This window comes from Novosphingobium sp. BL-S-19, assembly GCF_055521675.1.
Map to the genome: position 1 here is coordinate 111,695 of NZ_CM145498.1, position 13,704 is coordinate 125,398.

16 protein-coding genes are annotated in these 13,704 nt (G+C 64.9%); 8 read left to right on the plus strand and 8 right to left on the minus strand.

The genetic code is table 11. The features are described 5' to 3' along the window. Positions 1–123: 123 nt before the first annotated feature. The 4 genes from ACZ1JV_RS08955 (at position 124) to rpsI (ending at position 2,831) form a co-directional block, all read left to right on the plus strand. Positions 124–1,212 carry a COX15/CtaA family protein gene (locus tag ACZ1JV_RS08955; RefSeq protein WP_465151290.1) on the plus strand — a complete coding sequence of 363 codons (1,089 nt, stop codon included), beginning with the start codon at positions 124–126 and terminating at the stop codon, positions 1,210–1,212. Further along, positions 1,209–1,544 (plus strand): divalent-cation tolerance protein CutA, encoded by a 336-nt coding sequence (gene cutA, locus ACZ1JV_RS08960; RefSeq protein ID WP_465151291.1) that lies wholly within the window; start codon positions 1,209–1,211, stop codon positions 1,542–1,544. Before ACZ1JV_RS08955 ends, cutA begins: the two co-directional genes overlap by 4 nt. Positions 1,545–1,833: 289 nt before the next feature. Continuing rightward, positions 1,834–2,313, plus strand: a complete 480-nt coding sequence (gene rplM, locus ACZ1JV_RS08965) for a 50S ribosomal protein L13 (protein WP_142636519.1) — start codon at positions 1,834–1,836, stop codon at positions 2,311–2,313. After that, positions 2,313–2,831, plus strand: coding sequence for a 30S ribosomal protein S9 (gene rpsI, locus ACZ1JV_RS08970; RefSeq protein ID WP_465136744.1), 519 nt, complete (start codon positions 2,313–2,315; stop codon positions 2,829–2,831). The genes rplM and rpsI overlap by 1 nt, the downstream gene beginning before the upstream one ends. Before the next feature lie 91 nt (positions 2,832–2,922). Here rpsI and ACZ1JV_RS08975 read toward each other — a convergent pair whose 3' ends face one another. Together ACZ1JV_RS08975 and ACZ1JV_RS08980 are read right to left on the minus strand one after the other, a co-directional pair. Then, a complete protein-coding gene (locus ACZ1JV_RS08975) occupies positions 2,923–3,606 on the minus strand; it encodes a thermonuclease family protein (RefSeq protein WP_465151292.1) in 684 nt (227 codons plus the stop codon). A gap of 188 nt (positions 3,607–3,794) precedes the next feature. Next, positions 3,795–6,206: a membrane-bound PQQ-dependent dehydrogenase, glucose/quinate/shikimate family gene (locus ACZ1JV_RS08980; RefSeq protein ID WP_465151293.1), complete on the minus strand. Its 2,412-nt coding sequence runs from the start codon at positions 6,204–6,206 to the stop codon at positions 3,795–3,797. Between the two features lie 230 nt (positions 6,207–6,436). On the opposite strand from ACZ1JV_RS08980, the gene ACZ1JV_RS08985 reads away from it, so the two are divergent. The 3 genes from ACZ1JV_RS08985 to ACZ1JV_RS08995 are packed head-to-tail and all read left to right on the plus strand — an operon-like array spanning position 6,437 to position 8,128. Then, positions 6,437–6,829 (plus strand): PadR family transcriptional regulator, encoded by a 393-nt coding sequence (locus ACZ1JV_RS08985; protein WP_465136742.1) that lies wholly within the window; start codon positions 6,437–6,439, stop codon positions 6,827–6,829. After that, a complete protein-coding gene (locus ACZ1JV_RS08990; protein WP_465136741.1) occupies positions 6,819–7,385 on the plus strand; it encodes a DUF1700 domain-containing protein in 567 nt (188 codons plus the stop codon). The genes ACZ1JV_RS08985 and ACZ1JV_RS08990 overlap by 11 nt, the downstream gene beginning before the upstream one ends. Before the next feature lie 26 nt (positions 7,386–7,411). Further along, complete coding sequence (locus tag ACZ1JV_RS08995; protein WP_465151294.1) at positions 7,412–8,128, plus strand: GIN domain-containing protein; 717 nt, start codon at positions 7,412–7,414, stop codon at positions 8,126–8,128. Between the two features lie 146 nt (positions 8,129–8,274). Here the strand turns inward: ACZ1JV_RS08995 and ACZ1JV_RS09000 are convergent, their stop codons facing one another. The 3 genes from ACZ1JV_RS09000 to ACZ1JV_RS09010 are packed head-to-tail and all read right to left on the minus strand — an operon-like array spanning position 8,275 to position 10,328. After that, positions 8,275–9,159 carry a metallophosphoesterase family protein gene (locus tag ACZ1JV_RS09000; protein WP_465151295.1) on the minus strand — a complete coding sequence of 295 codons (885 nt, stop codon included), beginning with the start codon at positions 9,157–9,159 and terminating at the stop codon, positions 8,275–8,277. Next, positions 9,149–10,015, minus strand: a complete 867-nt coding sequence (locus ACZ1JV_RS09005; protein WP_465151296.1) for a diacylglycerol kinase family protein — start codon at positions 10,013–10,015, stop codon at positions 9,149–9,151. The genes ACZ1JV_RS09000 and ACZ1JV_RS09005 overlap by 11 nt, the downstream gene beginning before the upstream one ends. Positions 10,016–10,061: 46 nt before the next feature. Then, on the minus strand, positions 10,062–10,328 hold the full coding sequence (locus ACZ1JV_RS09010; protein ID WP_465136737.1) for a hypothetical protein: 267 nt from the start codon (positions 10,326–10,328) through the stop codon (positions 10,062–10,064). Positions 10,329–10,587: 259 nt separating this feature from the next. On the opposite strand from ACZ1JV_RS09010, the gene ACZ1JV_RS09015 reads away from it, so the two are divergent. Beyond that, positions 10,588–10,917 carry a UrcA family protein gene (locus ACZ1JV_RS09015; protein WP_465151297.1) on the plus strand — a complete coding sequence of 110 codons (330 nt, stop codon included), beginning with the start codon at positions 10,588–10,590 and terminating at the stop codon, positions 10,915–10,917. 70 nt (positions 10,918–10,987) lie between these two features. Here ACZ1JV_RS09015 and ACZ1JV_RS09020 read toward each other — a convergent pair whose 3' ends face one another. The 3 genes from ACZ1JV_RS09020 to ACZ1JV_RS09030 all read right to left on the minus strand — a co-directional run bounded on the left by ACZ1JV_RS09020 (position 10,988) and on the right by ACZ1JV_RS09030 (position 13,676). Further along, entirely contained in the window at positions 10,988–11,737 is a 750-nt protein-coding gene (locus ACZ1JV_RS09020; protein WP_465151298.1) for a LytR/AlgR family response regulator transcription factor, read from the minus strand. Beyond that, the gene (locus ACZ1JV_RS09025; RefSeq protein ID WP_465151299.1) at positions 11,730–13,088 is read right to left on the minus strand and encodes a sensor histidine kinase; all 1,359 of its coding nucleotides are present in this window, start codon (positions 13,086–13,088) and stop codon (positions 11,730–11,732) included. The genes ACZ1JV_RS09020 and ACZ1JV_RS09025 overlap by 8 nt, the downstream gene beginning before the upstream one ends. Before the next feature lie 114 nt (positions 13,089–13,202). Further along, on the minus strand, positions 13,203–13,676 hold the full coding sequence (locus ACZ1JV_RS09030) for a hypothetical protein (protein WP_465151300.1): 474 nt from the start codon (positions 13,674–13,676) through the stop codon (positions 13,203–13,205). Between the last annotated feature and the right edge of the window lie 28 nt (positions 13,677–13,704).

Here is a 13,704-nt window from a genome sequence, read left to right on the forward strand (position 1 = left end):
GGACCTTTTTGTGTTCTTCGGGACGGGAGCGGGCCGGTGCCGAACGATCCGAAACGCAAGTTTCGGATCACATATTAAGGTTAGCCTTGCGCAATTCGTCGCAAGATCGCAGGGACATGGGCCATGAGAAATGCTGACGGTCGCCCGCTGCTCGGAACTTCCGACGATATCGTTCCCATGGTGCGCTGGCTCTTCTTCGTTGCCGCGCTGGTCGTGATGATCGTGGCGGTGGGCGGTATTACCCGCCTGACCGAATCCGGCCTGTCGATCACCGAATGGAAGCCGATCACCGGCGCCATCCCGCCGCTGACGCAGGCGCAGTGGCAGGCGGAATTCGACCACTACAAGCAGATCCCGCAATATATCGACGTGAACGGCCCGGCCGGCATGACGCTGGGGCAGTACAAGTTCATCTACTTCTGGGAATGGGTCCACCGCCTGCTCGCCCGCCTGATCGGTCTGGCTTTCGCGCTGCCGCTGGCGTGGTTCTGGTTCAAGCGCACGATTCCGCTGGGCTACAAGCCGCGCCTGCTGGCGCTGCTGGCGCTGGGCGGACTGCAGGGTGTGGTCGGCTGGTGGATGGTCTCTTCGGGCCTGACCGCCGAAGCGGCCGACCGCGTGAGCCACTTCCGCCTTGCCGCGCACCTGCTGGTGGCGCTGACGACCTTGGGCGGGCTGGTCTGGACCGCGCTCGATCTGCGTGAACTGGCGCGCGGGCAGGCCCCTGCCCGCATGACCCGCTTTGGCGCGCTGGTGCTGGCGATGCTGTTCTTCCAGCTGTTCATGGGCGCGATGGTCGCCGGCTTGCGCGCAGGCTATGTTGCGGGTTCCGGTTGGTTCAGTCTGGACGCCTGGCCGCTGATGCAGGGCACCTTCTTCCCCGATGGCGTGGAATGGGCGGGCGGCGCGCTGCATGCCCTCGTCAACGATCCGTACCTCACCCACTTCGTCCACCGCTGGTGGGCCTGGGCCGTGGTCGCGGTGCTAATCGTCATGGCGCGCCGGCTTAAGGCGATGCGCCTGCGCAAGATTTCGGTGGCGATCCACTGCGCCTTCGGGATTCAGGTGATCCTGGGCATTTGCACGGTCTGGTCCGGCGTGGCGCTGTGGCTGGCGGTGGCGCACCAGCTCTGCGGGGCGCTGCTGGTAGCGGCGACGGCCTGGGGCGCACACGGCCTAGGCCGGCGCGATCAGGTCGGGCTGGGCATGTGAGCGAGGGGGCTGTTTCGACCGGGGCACTGATCTGGAGCCCGTTTCCCGATCAGGACAGTGCCCTCAAGACGATTCACGCCCTGCTGGACGAAGGCCTTGCTGCCTGTGGCAACCTCATGCCGGGCATGACCTCGGTCTTCGTCTGGAAGGGTGAGAAGGACAGCGCGCACGAACTCGGCCTCATGGTGAAGACCAATGCCGACTTGCTCGACGCCGCTGTCGCCCGGCTCACCGAGCTGCATCCTTACGAGGAACCGGCGGTCCTCGGCTGGCGCTGCGAAACCGGCGCGCCGGGCACGCTGGCTTGGCTGGCCAGTATCGGAACGGACTGATCCTTCCTTTCCTCGTCATCCCCGCGAAGGCGGGGATCCCGCTTCCTTTGCGCCGCCGCTAAGAAGAACAAGCGGGGCCCCCGCCTTCGCGGGGGCGACGGAATGGTTTGACTAGGTCCGCTCCAACGCCTCAAAATCCAGAGCGGTATTATTTTACCTCTCTGGAATACCGCGGTCTGCTTGACTTGCGCGGCCTTTTCGACGATTTGGCCGCCTTCCCGCGGTGCCGGAGATTCGTGAAAGCGAACGATTCGGCCTCCGCGACCTGAACATTAGGGATAGACCAGCCATGAAGGCGCTTACGAAGGTCACCCGGTCGATCAAGCCGGCCGAGGTGGAAAAGAAGTGGCATCTGATCGATGCCGAAGGTCTGGTGGTTGGCCGTCTCGCGGTCGTCATCGCAGACCTCCTGCGCGGCAAGCACAAGCCGAGCTTCACCCCGCACGTTGACTGCGGCGACCACGTCGTCGTGATCAACGCCGAAAAGGTGAAGTTCACCGGCAACAAGCTGAAGCAGCAGACCTACTACAAGCACACCGGCTACGCCGGCGGCATCAAGGAAGTGACCGCGGACAAGGTTCTCGCCGGTCGTTTCCCCGAGCGCGTGCTTGAAAAGGCTGTTGAGCGCATGATCCCGCGCGGCCCGCTCGGCCGTGACCAGATGCGTGCCCTGCACCTCTACGCCGGCACCGAGCACCCGCACGGTGGCACCCAGCCCGAAGCGCTCGACGTCGCTTCCATGAACCGCAAGAACAAGGTTGGCGCGTAATGTCTGATACCGAAACCGTTCAGAGCCTGTCCGACCTCAAGGACCTCGGCGAAGTCGCTGTGGCCGATTCGGCTGAAACGATCGCTCCGGTCGTCTCGAACGCTCCGCTCCGCGCCCAGGAAATCGACGCCCAGGGCCGTGCCTACGCCACCGGCCGTCGTAAGGACGCCGTTGCCCGCGTGTGGGTCAAGCCCGGCACCGGCAAGGTGATTATCAACGGTCGCGACCAGGAAGTGTACTTTGCACGTCCGACCCTGCGCCTCGTCATCAACCAGACCTTCCAGGTTGCTGGTCGTGACGGCCAGTACGACGTGATCGCCACCGTCAAGGGCGGCGGTCTCTCGGGTCAGGCCGGCGCTGTGAAGCACGGCATCGCCCAGGCCCTGTCGAAGTACGAGCCCGCCCTGCGCGCCGCCGTCAAGGCAGCCGGCTTCCTCACCCGCGACAGCCGCGTGGTCGAGCGTAAGAAGTACGGCCGCGCCAAGGCACGCCGCAGCTTCCAGTTCTCGAAGCGTTAATCCGCTTTTTCGAGAGCTTCGGCTTTACGAAAAGGGGTCGCGGGCAACCGCGGCCCTTTTTTGTTGTCTGCCCCGATAGCGATCGAAGGCCTTAACGGCGACGGAAGGGCTCGCAGGCCACGCCGTCGCCATCGCCGTCCATCTCGCGGCGGTAGCCGGGCTGACCGGCGTAGAGCGGCGCCCGCCCGGCGGCCCACGCCTCACGGCAATTGCGGAAGTAGAGGCTGGTCGCGGTGGCTTGGCCTGTCGCTCGCGGCTTGGCGACCGCGCGCCGCGGTGCCGGGGCATAATCGCGGGGGTGCGCGGCACGGTAGGCCGCGGGCGGATCGAAAGTTCCGGCCCAGATGCCCGCCTTTCTGGCACGTGCATCGGCTTCGGTTCCCAAGTAAGCCTGTGTGAAGTGCGGTAGTGCGGTGGCATAGCCCATGCGGACCATCGTCGCACCCAGATCAATGTCATCCACACGGCAGATCGCCACGACCCGGCCATAGTCGTCGGTGTCCTGCTGAGTGCAGGACACTTCCCGATCGGCGACCAACCGGGAGAGCGCCTGACTGGCATCGAGTCCACAGGACCAGCTTGTCCCGCCCCGTTCACAGGTCTGCGCCTTCTCTACTGCATCGATCCCGAAGAGACGGATGCGTGCGCCGGTCATGTCCAGCGTATCGCCGTCCACGGCGACGACCTTGCCAGAATAGACTTGAGCACACGCCAGCCCGGGCGTGAGCAGAAAAACCGTGCAGGCAAGAAGGCGTGTCAGATCTGGTTTTCGCACAGAAGGTTATCGTCCCGTCCCATTCGCGAGGGGATTCTATGACGAATCTGCCAACAAATTCTTCCCGCAATGAGTCCTTGGGCGGCTCGGCCGGTCGCGGATCCGATGTATCGACCTTCGATGCCCTGAATCCCTGAAACGGGAAGAGGCGCCGCCCGAAAGCGACGCCCCTTCCCATCCGCAGTCGCTCAGCCTTGCGGCAAGGCATAGGCGACCAGATAGTCGCCGGTCTTGGTGCCCAGCCCGCCATGGCCGCCGGCGGCGATCAGCACGTACTGTTTGCCGTCCACCGCATAAGTCATCGGCGTGGCATTGCCCCCGGCCGGCAGGCCGACCTGCCAAAGCACCTTGCCGGTCTGCACATCCACCGCGCGGAACATCTGGTCCGCCGTGGCACCGATGAAGTCCAGCCCGCCGGCGGTCATCATGTTGCCGCCGATGTTGAAGATGCCGGTGGGCAGCGGCAGGTTGGTATGCGTGCCGCCAGGGCCGGTGGCGCGGGTGTCACCGATGGGGCGCTCCCAGACGATCTTGTGAGTCACCAGATCGATGGCGGTCAGCGTGCCCCATGGCGGCGGGTTGCAGGGCACGCCCAGCGGATTGAGCCAGGGATGGACCATGCCGACGTAAGGCGTGCCGTATTGCGGGGCGAGTCCCGGGCCGATCTTCGGCTCGTTGCCCGCACCGTTCCACGGCGGCACCGCGCCCGACTTTTCGTAGGGCCCGCGCGGCTTCATCGTGATCATGAAGGGGATGTAGTTCGAATTGGCGATCAGCAGCTTGCGCTGCGGATCGATAGTGGCGCCATGCCAGTCGATCACGCCGTCGAAGGCCGGATAGACGATCGTCTCCTTCAGCTGCGGCGGGGTGAACTGCCCTTCGTAATGCGCCTGCCGGAACTGGATGCGGCATAGCATCTGGTCGATCGGCGTCGCGCCCCAGAGGTGATTCTCCACCAGATCGGCGGGCGTCAGCGAGGGCATGCCGACCGGATAGGGCTGCGTCTTCGCCAGAGTCTCACCCGGCACGCCGTCCTGCGGCACGGCCTTCTCGATGGTCTTCACCACCGGCTGGCCGGTACGCCGGTCGAGCACGAAGAACTCGCCGCGCTTGGTTGACTGGACGAGGGCGGGCACCAGCTTGCCGTTCACCGGCAGGTCCACCATCGAGGGGCCGACCGGCAGATCCATGTCCCACACGTCGTGGTGCACGGTCTGGAAATGCCAGCGCGGCTGACCGGTGGTGATGTCCAGCGCGACGACGGAGCTGGAATAGGCATCGTCGAACGGACGGCGCCCGCCGCCGAAATAGTCCGGCGTGGCATTGCCCAGCGGCAGGTAGACCATGTTGAGGTCCGGATCGGCGGTATAGACGCCCCAGGCATTGGGCGTGCCGCGTGTCAGTTCGGTCTTATCGTCGGGATGGACCACCTGATCGGGATGGCCGACGTCCCAGGCCCAGACGATCTGGCCGGTGATGGGATCGAAGGCGCGCACCGCGCCTGAAGGCTCGTTGCGGGATTGGTTGTCGTAGACCCAGCCGCCCAGAATCATCCGGTCATGAATCACCAGCGGGGGGGAAGTGACGAAGTGGAAGCCCGCCGGCACATGGCCAAGGTACCGGGCCAGGCTGATGAAGCCATGCTCGCCGAAATCCTCGCAAGGCTTGCCGGTTTCGGCATTGAGGGCGACGATCCGGGCATCGAGCACCGGGGCGAGGATGCGCGTGGGGCAGACGCTGCTCTTGCCCTCCGGCGCCTTGTAGAAGGCGACGCCGCGGCAGGCGAGGTAGACGTCGGCATCGGTATTGGCCTTGGGATCGAACTTCCACTTCACCTTGCCGGTGCGCGCGTCCAGCGCCTCCACCCAGGAATGGCCGGTGCAGACGTAGAGCGTGTCACCCACCTTGATCGGGGTGACTTCGAAGTTGAATTCATGCCCCGCGTCGGTGCCGCCCACGTCCTCGCCCGGGCGCATGTGGTCGCCGGTCTCGGCGGTCCAGGCCACTTTCAGGTTCTTCACGTTGCCCGTGTTGATCTGGGTGAGCGGGGAGAAGCGGTCACCCTTGGCGGTGCGGCCGTAATACCACCAGTCCTCGGCGGGGACTGAACTGTCGATCTGTCCGGCGAAGATACGGTTGCCGGCATCGCCGGAAACGCCCACCGGCTGTGCGAAGCCGACGACCAGCACCGCGATGGAAAGCGCACAGGCCAGTGCGGGGGCGATCGCGGCGTGGCGGGCTAGCGCGCGACGGTCGCCGGCAGGCACGATTCCGCGCCGGACCCAGGGCAGCAGCAGCCAGAGCCCCAGCACCGTCGGCGCGACAAGGCGGGGTTCCAGCCCCCATCCATTCAGGCCGACTTCGTAAAGCGCCCAGATCACCGTTCCCACCAGCAGCGCCGCGTAGACCCACAGCGCCTCGGGTCTTCGTCGCAGGGCCAGCACGCCGGTCGCGATCAGCGCAAGCCCGGCAACGAGGTAATAGAACGACCCGGAAAACGAAACGAGCCAGACGCCGCCGACGGCGAACACGGCGCCGACGGCAAGCAGCAGCACGCCCGTGAACCACGGGCGGCGGCGCGATAGGGGGGAAAGTGTCAAAGTGTTTCTCCTTTGCCACCCTCGACAATTCGCCGCCTGCCGCATGGTTTCCTCGAAACGGCGCAAATCACGGGAACTGGCCGAATTGTCTGCCTCGCATAGCCATCGTTCGATGCTGGATACCTCGTCATAACAAGGTATCTTGCCGTGCCATGTATTTTCTTATGCAAGGTATCTTGCGTTACACAGTAGCTGCTTATATACAGTGCTCATCCGCAGGAGATGATTCGATGTCCGAAATCGAAATCCAGTTGAAGAAAGGGGTGCTGGGGCTCTGTGTCCTGGCGCTGCTTTCGCGGGGAGACAGCTACGCTTACGAGATCGCCAGCCGCATGGCCGACGCGGTCGATATGGGCGAAGGCACGATCTACCCGCTGATGCGCCGGATGCAGAGCGATGGCCTGGTAGTGACCTACCTTGAGGAATCGCCCTCCGGTCCGCCGCGCAAGTATTACCGCATCACCGAGACCGGCCGTTCGCGACTGGCCGAACAGGTTGCCGAATGGCGCGGCTTCACCGCCGCCGTCGATGGCCTGATCGAAGGCGCGGCAGAGCCGGTGCAGGCTGCTTCTGGGGCGGCTTCGGCACCTGTAGAGGAAGGGGAGCAGAGCGATGAAGCGTAATGAATTCATCCGCCGCCTGAAGGCCGGCCTCAAGGGCCTGCCGCAGGACGTGATCGACGACATCGTCGCCGATTACGAGGAACACTTCGAAGCCGGTGCCGCCGAAGGGCGCGGTGAGGAAGAAGTCGCCAATGCCCTTGGCAATCCGGCAAGGCTGGCGCGCGAACTGCGTTTCGAAGCCGGCTTCAAGAACTGGGAAAGCGGCCGTTCGCCGTCTTCCGCATGGGGTGCGATCCTGGCCTTCATGGGCCTGGCCACTATCGACATCCTGATCCTGCTGCCGATCGTGCTGCCGGTTCTGGGCGTGATGTTCGGCCTGTTCGTGGCCACGCTGGTGATGTTCTTCGTCGGCGGCTTCATCCTGATCGCGGGGCCGTTCAGCGGCTTTCCGGGCGGGATACTGGTGGCGATCCTTGGCGGATTGGGCGTGATGAGCGCCTCGGTCGCCTTCGGCGCGCTGCTGACGCTGATCAGCATCTGGATCATCAATGCCCTCATGTGGTTCGGCCGCCTGCACTACCGCGTGATCGAACCCGCCATCCATCCCGAAGACTGAAGCGCACGAGAGAAAGGAACCAAGTGATGTTCAGGAAACTGCTCATCGTATTCGCCAGCGGCGTGATCCTCTCGATCGTCGCCATCGGTGCCGCCTGGGTGATCGGCGGGGACAAGTTCCGCAAGGACATGGAAGACCATGGCGGCTGGAACTTCTCCTTCGATGACGAGGATCAGGACCAAGGCCCGGACAAGAGCCGCAACTTCGCGCTGCAGCCGGGCACCCGCCTCGCCATGGACATCCCGGTCCAGCTGGTCTTCACCAAGGGCGACAAGTCGGAAATGGTCGTCACCGGCCCGCAGAAGGTGGTCGACCGCCTGACCTGGGAGAATGGCCGCCTCAGCATTGCTGGCAACGCCAACATCCACAGGGGCCTGAAGGTGCGCATCACCGCGCCGCAGATCGAAAGCTTCGACTTCGACGCGCCGGGCGACGTGACGCTGACCGGGCTCGACCAGGACAGCCTGACGCTGAAGGCCGACGGCGCGATCAACCTCGACGCATCGGGCAAGGTCCGCAAGCTGGACGTCCACACCGAAGGCGCCAGCAACCTCAACCTCGGCGAACTGGAAGCGCAGGACGCCAAGGTGAACGTCGAAGGCGTGGGCAGCGTGACGATCGGTGCCACCGGCGACGTCTCGGTCAGCATCAACGGCATCGGCTCGGTGAAGCTGGTCCGCAAGCCCGCCCACCTGACTCAAGAGATCAACGGGCTGGGCAAGATCGACCACGCTTACCAGTAATCAGAGGTCTCCAAGGGAGGAGAGAACCGCTTCCGAAATCCCCCCACCCGGAAGCGGTTGATACGAAAAGGGCCGCGGCATCTCTCCGGATGCTGCGGCCCTTTCTCGTATGTTTAGGTGTCGTTCAGTGCCGTTCAGTGCGAGCTTCAATGCACTGGCGGATCGACCGGCGGAACCGCGCCGACCGGGGCCACCGGCTCACCCGGTTCGCGCGGTGGCAGGGCGTTTTCGGGCACTTCGTCGATCTGCATCGCTGCCGTCGGCACATGTTCCAGATTGCGTGCGACGACGCGAATCGCGTCACCGGCGATGGTGATCTCGTTGAAGCTGGGCGGGGTGGAGCGGATCCGCTTGGACAGGGTGCCGGCGCCGATCATCCGCAGTGGCCCGGCGGGGGTGTCGCTCGTCAGGTCGAAAGCGTCGTGAATGTGGCCGGAAAGCACGGCCATGACCTTGCGGCCCGCCAGGATCTCCATCGTCCGCGTGCCGTTGATGGTCAGCAGCTTGTTGTCGCGGGCGCGGCGCTCGATCAGCGGATGATGCGCGGCAACCAGCACGCGGGTGCCGGCCGGAAGCGCATCGATCGCGGCGAGAGTCTCGCGCAGCGCATGGCCGGTCACCCAGCCGTTCGACCAGGGAAACCGTTGCCACTGCGCGCGCGTGGTCGTCCGCAGCGGCACGATGGCCAGGCCCGGCAGATCCAGCTGCGCTTCCACCTGCCGCTCGATCGCCCTGAACCGGCGATAGGGATCGAAGAACCGCTGGTAGAGGTTGAAATAGGGAATGTCGTGATTGCCGACTTCGACCGTGACGGGGACGTTCAGCCCCTTGATCCAGGCGCAGGCGGCAGCGAATTCGGGATGGCGCGCGCGCATCGTCAGATCGCCGGTGATGGCGACGGCATCGGGCTTTTCGCGGGCGATGCAGTCCTTGGCCCAGGCGATCGCCTCGGGATCTTCGAGGCCGAAATGCACATCGCTCAGGTGGAACAGCTTCAGCGTGCGAAGCGGGGCGGAAGTCTCAAGGTTCATGCGATGTCGTCACCAGATCGACCTCAAGGATCGCGGGATGGAAGTGCTCTTCTGTGCCCCCTTCGAACGGCTCGCCATCGATCAGCAGGCCCATCGGCTCGCCATCGGGGCAGACCAGCCGCAGGCGCGCGTGGTTGCCCAGCGGATCATGCGGGCCATCGCGGAAATCGCGATTGATCAAGGCAATGCCCTGTCCGGCAAAATCGCCCAGCGTTTCAGCATAATAGCCGTTCGCTTCAAGTCCGGTTGCATTCGGGGTCACGGTGATGGCGGCATAGCCGTCCTCGCGCCCGCAGTCGACCTCGGCACAGACGACTTTCGGGCCGTTCATGGACCAGGCGATCGCTTCCTTGGTGGAAGCAACAAAATCCAGCACGTTTGCCGCGCGCATCGCCTCGCGCACTTCGTTCCAGATCGTGCCGGGGCCGGCCAGAACACCGGTCAGCGCGATGCCGTGGCGGGTGGCGATCACTTCCGGCCGGGTGGTGGGCAGGCGATCGGGCGCAAGCCGGGCAATCACTTCGGACGCGGGAACATCCCCATGCAGCCGCTTGGCCAGCATGTTCATGGTGCCGCCGGGCAATACCAGCACCGGCCCGTCCCAGCCGCTGACGTTTTCGATCACCGAATGGACAGTGCCGTCCCCGCCGAACACGACCAGCAAGCCGACCTCGGACGCCGTAAGTGTCTCGGGATCGGGAGGGGACTCGTCGGGAAAGCGGATCGTGCGGTCAGGCACGAAGCCGATGGCAGTAAGCGCGGAAAGCACTTCGGCGACGGCGGCATCGTCATTGCTGCCGCTGGCCGCGTTGCAGACCAGCCAGCTGCGGCGGGAAGAGGCGGGATTACCAGTCATGCCCCCAAAACCGGCAAGATAGGGGCTGGTTCCCTATCTGGCCGGGTCATGCCCGGCCCGAAAAGATCAGCCAGGCCGCCAGTGCGTTGAGTCCCGAATAGCAGGCATAGATCCAGGCCCATCCGGCAGACCCGGCGGCGGTCATGATCATCGCGCCCAGCAACATGGCGAATTCCACGATCAGGCTGAGCCGTCCGCCCAGCGGCTGCACCAGCCAGGCCATGCTTCCAAGCATCGGGTGCCCGGATTCGAGCACTGCCTTGTGCGCTGCAAAGTTAACGACGCCAAGGAAGAAGACGAAGACAAGTCCCATAGCCGGTATCGATTGTACATGCCCCGGCCCGTTCTTGCCAGTGCGTGCCGAATCAAAGTCTTGGGCGATTCGTCTTCGGCCCTGAAACGGCAAGTCATTCGTCGAACCGGAATGTCGTTCGTCCGTCCGCCTGCCCTTTCGTCGACATGCGGGGCGCTGCGGTCGAGGTGCGCGTGAATCGCTGCCGGGTGCGGTGCACAAGAAACTCACCGGGCCGATGCAGGACCCCCCGCCGCCGGCCCATCAAGGAGGAAGTACGATGATCAAGACCACTTCGATTGCAGCCGCTGCTGCCGCCCTCGTTCTCACCGGCCTGAGCTTCTCGGTAGCCGCCCCGGCCAATGCCAAGGACGTCACCGTCACTTATGCCGATCTCGACCTGACCAGCGTCGAAGGCCAGAAGAAGCTCGACAACCGGCTCGACGCCGCCGCCCGCGAAGTCTGTGGCTACAACGACGTGACCACCGGTTCGCGCCTGCGCAGCTCCGAAGCGGTCGGATGCTACGACAAGGCCCGCGCCCAGTTCAGCGCCCATGTCGCTGCCGCCGTCGAACGCGCCAATGCCCGCTCCCGCGTTGCCGCGAACTGAGCGCTCCCGTGCTCGCGGTAACGCCCAAGAGGTCCCTAAAAAATAATCGGATGAAAGACTGGCGGGTCCCCTAGCGGCCCGCCATTTTTTTTACCGACGGCAGATAGGTCCGCCCGATCCGCAGCGCCTCGCCATCGGCGGTTTCCACCGACCATACGCCCAGCCCTTCATGCCTTAGGCCCGACACATGATCGCGGCGCAGGATGCAACTGCGATGGATGCGGATGAAGTTCTCCGGATCCAGGCGCTGTTCCAGGCTGGTGATGGTCTGCAGCAGCAGATAGCTGGCCCCGCGGACATGCAGGCGCACATAGTCCCGCTCCGCGTCGATCCGTTCGACATCGGCGGCCGGTACGCGCACCAGTTCCGAACGGTGCGGCACCCAGAATTCCTCCAGCCACTTGCCCGTCGGCAAGGTGCGTTCGCCGCGCCGCGCGCCGACGCGGGAGATCGCCCGCTCCAGCCGTTCCGGCGCCACCGGTTTCAGCACATAGTCTACCGCGTCGAGGTCGAACGCCTCTACCGCGAATTCGTCATGCGCGGTGACGAAGATCACCGCTGGCGCTTCCGGAAGGCCGCCCAGCCGCCGCGCGACCGTCAGGCCGTCGGTTTCGGGCATGGTCAGGTCCAGCAGCACCAGATCGGGAGTCAGCGCCTCGATCAGTCGCAGTGCGGCCTCCCCATCGCTGGCCGTGCCGATCACCGAGATCGAATCGATCCGGGCGCAGATCACCTGCATGCGCTCCACCGCCAGCGGCTCGTCGTCAACGATCAGCGCGCGCAAAGGCGCGTTTTCCAAAGTCTGCACGGGTTCAGGCACGAGAAAACTCCAGCGGCTCCGCGGCCGGTGGGCCCGAGTGGGACCCAAAGTTTAAGGGTAGGCGCAGGACCGTGGCGAAACCGCCCTCCTCGCGGCGGCCGAAACTGATTTCCGCCGCCGCGCCATAGCGGGCGCGCAGCCGATCGCGAACATTGCCCAGCCCGATGCCGAAGCCCTGCACGCCCTTGACCTTGCCGCCGGGTCCGTCGTCGCTGACGGAGATTTCCAGCCGGTCGCCCACTGCGTGGGCGCGGATGGCGATCGTCACCGGCCGTTGGGTGGCGGCCACGGCGTACTTCACCGAGTTCTCGACAAGGGGCTGCAGGATCATGCCCGGCACCATCGCATCCGAAACGGCATCGTCAATATCAATCGTCGTAACCAGGCGATTTGGGAAACGAACGGCCTCGATCTCGAAATAGAGTTTCTGAAGTTCGATCTCATCGACAAGCTTCAGGTCACTTGTGGGATCGCCGGAGAGGGTGCGCCGATAGAAAGTCGACAGCGTTTGAATCATCGTTTCTGCATCGTCCTGCTTGCCCGTCATCACCAGCGCCGAAAGCGAGTTGAGCGTATTGAACAGGAAGTGCGGATTGACCTGATAGCGCAGCGAACGCAGCTCTGCGGCGGCGGCAGCGCGGCGATATTCGCCCTCGCGCCGTTCGGCCGCGCGCGCTTCCTCGGCCTTGGCGAGCGCGAAGTAGAGAGCCGCCCAGGCCAGCACCAGGAAGTAGCGGGTGAAGGCGTAGTCCACCACCGAGGTCCAGCGCGCATATTGCTCGCCCAGCGCCTTGTTGGTGTGGATGGTGATCGAATGGGCGCCGTTGTCACTGGTGACGGTGGGCGCGGGCGCAGGCGGCGGCGTGATCGCTTCGTCCGACGACGCTCCGGGGGACGGTGGCGCTGGCGGGGCCGGTGGTTGGGTGACGGCGGGCGGCAGGTCGACCATGATGTTGCCCGCCTCATCGCGGGTGATCTTCAATTTGCCGGACTTGACCGCTTCTGCCTCATCCTCGTTCCCGTAGGCCTGCGTCATTTCGATGTCGGAGAACACGGTCTCGTTGATCACGCTGAGCAGCAGGGCCAGCGGCAGTGCGCCGATCAGCACGATCGTCAGCCGCACGCCGCCGGACTTGCGCTCCAGCATCTGCAGCAGCGGCCAGACCGCCGCCATGACCAGCATGGACAGGATGCAGATCGTCAACCGGCGCGAGAAGATCGGCCAGATGAAATCATACCCCATCACCGCGCCGCGCAGCGTGGCAACCAGGAAATAGCAGGCCCACAGGGCGGCTAGCGAAAGCAGAACGACCCGCGCAGGCACGCGCGGCTGAGTGGCGACATCCGACATGGTCTGCCGGGATAGCGCGAAAATTGCCTTTTGCGCCAGTTCGCAAATCGGATCGGAATCGACCTTCGTCGAAAGTTATTCAGTGCCGGGCGCGCCGGGCCTCTTCAGGCCCGATCAGGGCTTGCGCAATGCCGCGATGCAGGCGGCGCGGTCAACGTCCTGTCCGTCCGAAGCGCGACGGGCATCGACGTAGGTCGCCACCGGCTCCTTCGATCCGGTGGTGGGATAGAGATAGATGTCCAGCAGGCAGGCGGTGCCGGTGAACTGCAGCTTGCGCGCGTCCCCCTCCCACACGTCCAGCCGGGGCTCGCCGAAGCTGCGCACCAGTTGCGCGCGGTCGGCGCCGATCACGCCGGCCACGCCCGGAATCGCCTGAAGCGTGGGGGCGCGCGATACGTGGCTGGGCTGGCGCACGTCGGAAAGTTTGCCCGGCTTGTGCGGCGTGCGGCTGGGCGTTGGTGTGCTGGCCACGGTGCCGCCGCCGCAAGCGGCCAGCAGCAAGGCAAGGGCGCAGGCCGCGATCGGGCCTCTCAGGCTGCGGGGGGTAACAGGAAGGAGAGGGGCTGCGATCGCACGGGTCTGGGTCATGATCCGGCCCGGCATCGCCCGCTCGCTT

Bases quoted from the DNA above. Each gene is read 5' to 3' on its own strand.
- ACZ1JV_RS09005 (WP_465151296.1), bottom strand. From the start codon at position 10,015: ATGACTGGTAATCCCGCCTCTTCCCGCCGCAGCTGGCTGGTCTGCAAC.
- ACZ1JV_RS09025 (WP_465151299.1), bottom strand. From the start codon at position 13,088: ATGTCGGATGTCGCCACTCAGCCGCGCGTGCCTGCGCGGGTCGTTCTG.
- ACZ1JV_RS08995 (WP_465151294.1), top strand. From the start codon at position 7,412: ATGTTCAGGAAACTGCTCATCGTATTCGCCAGCGGCGTGATCCTCTCG.
- rpsI (WP_465136744.1), top strand. From the start codon at position 2,313: ATGTCTGATACCGAAACCGTTCAGAGCCTGTCCGACCTCAAGGACCTC.
- ACZ1JV_RS09030 (WP_465151300.1), bottom strand. From the start codon at position 13,676: ATGACCCAGACCCGTGCGATCGCAGCCCCTCTCCTTCCTGTTACCCCC.
- ACZ1JV_RS09010 (WP_465136737.1), bottom strand. From the start codon at position 10,328: ATGGGACTTGTCTTCGTCTTCTTCCTTGGCGTCGTTAACTTTGCAGCG.
- ACZ1JV_RS09015 (WP_465151297.1), top strand. From the start codon at position 10,588: ATGATCAAGACCACTTCGATTGCAGCCGCTGCTGCCGCCCTCGTTCTC.
- ACZ1JV_RS08990 (WP_465136741.1), top strand. From the start codon at position 6,819: ATGAAGCGTAATGAATTCATCCGCCGCCTGAAGGCCGGCCTCAAGGGC.
- ACZ1JV_RS08955 (WP_465151290.1), top strand. From the start codon at position 124: ATGAGAAATGCTGACGGTCGCCCGCTGCTCGGAACTTCCGACGATATC.
- ACZ1JV_RS09000 (WP_465151295.1), bottom strand. From the start codon at position 9,159: ATGAACCTTGAGACTTCCGCCCCGCTTCGCACGCTGAAGCTGTTCCAC.
- rplM (WP_142636519.1), top strand. From the start codon at position 1,834: ATGAAGGCGCTTACGAAGGTCACCCGGTCGATCAAGCCGGCCGAGGTG.
- ACZ1JV_RS08985 (WP_465136742.1), top strand. From the start codon at position 6,437: ATGTCCGAAATCGAAATCCAGTTGAAGAAAGGGGTGCTGGGGCTCTGT.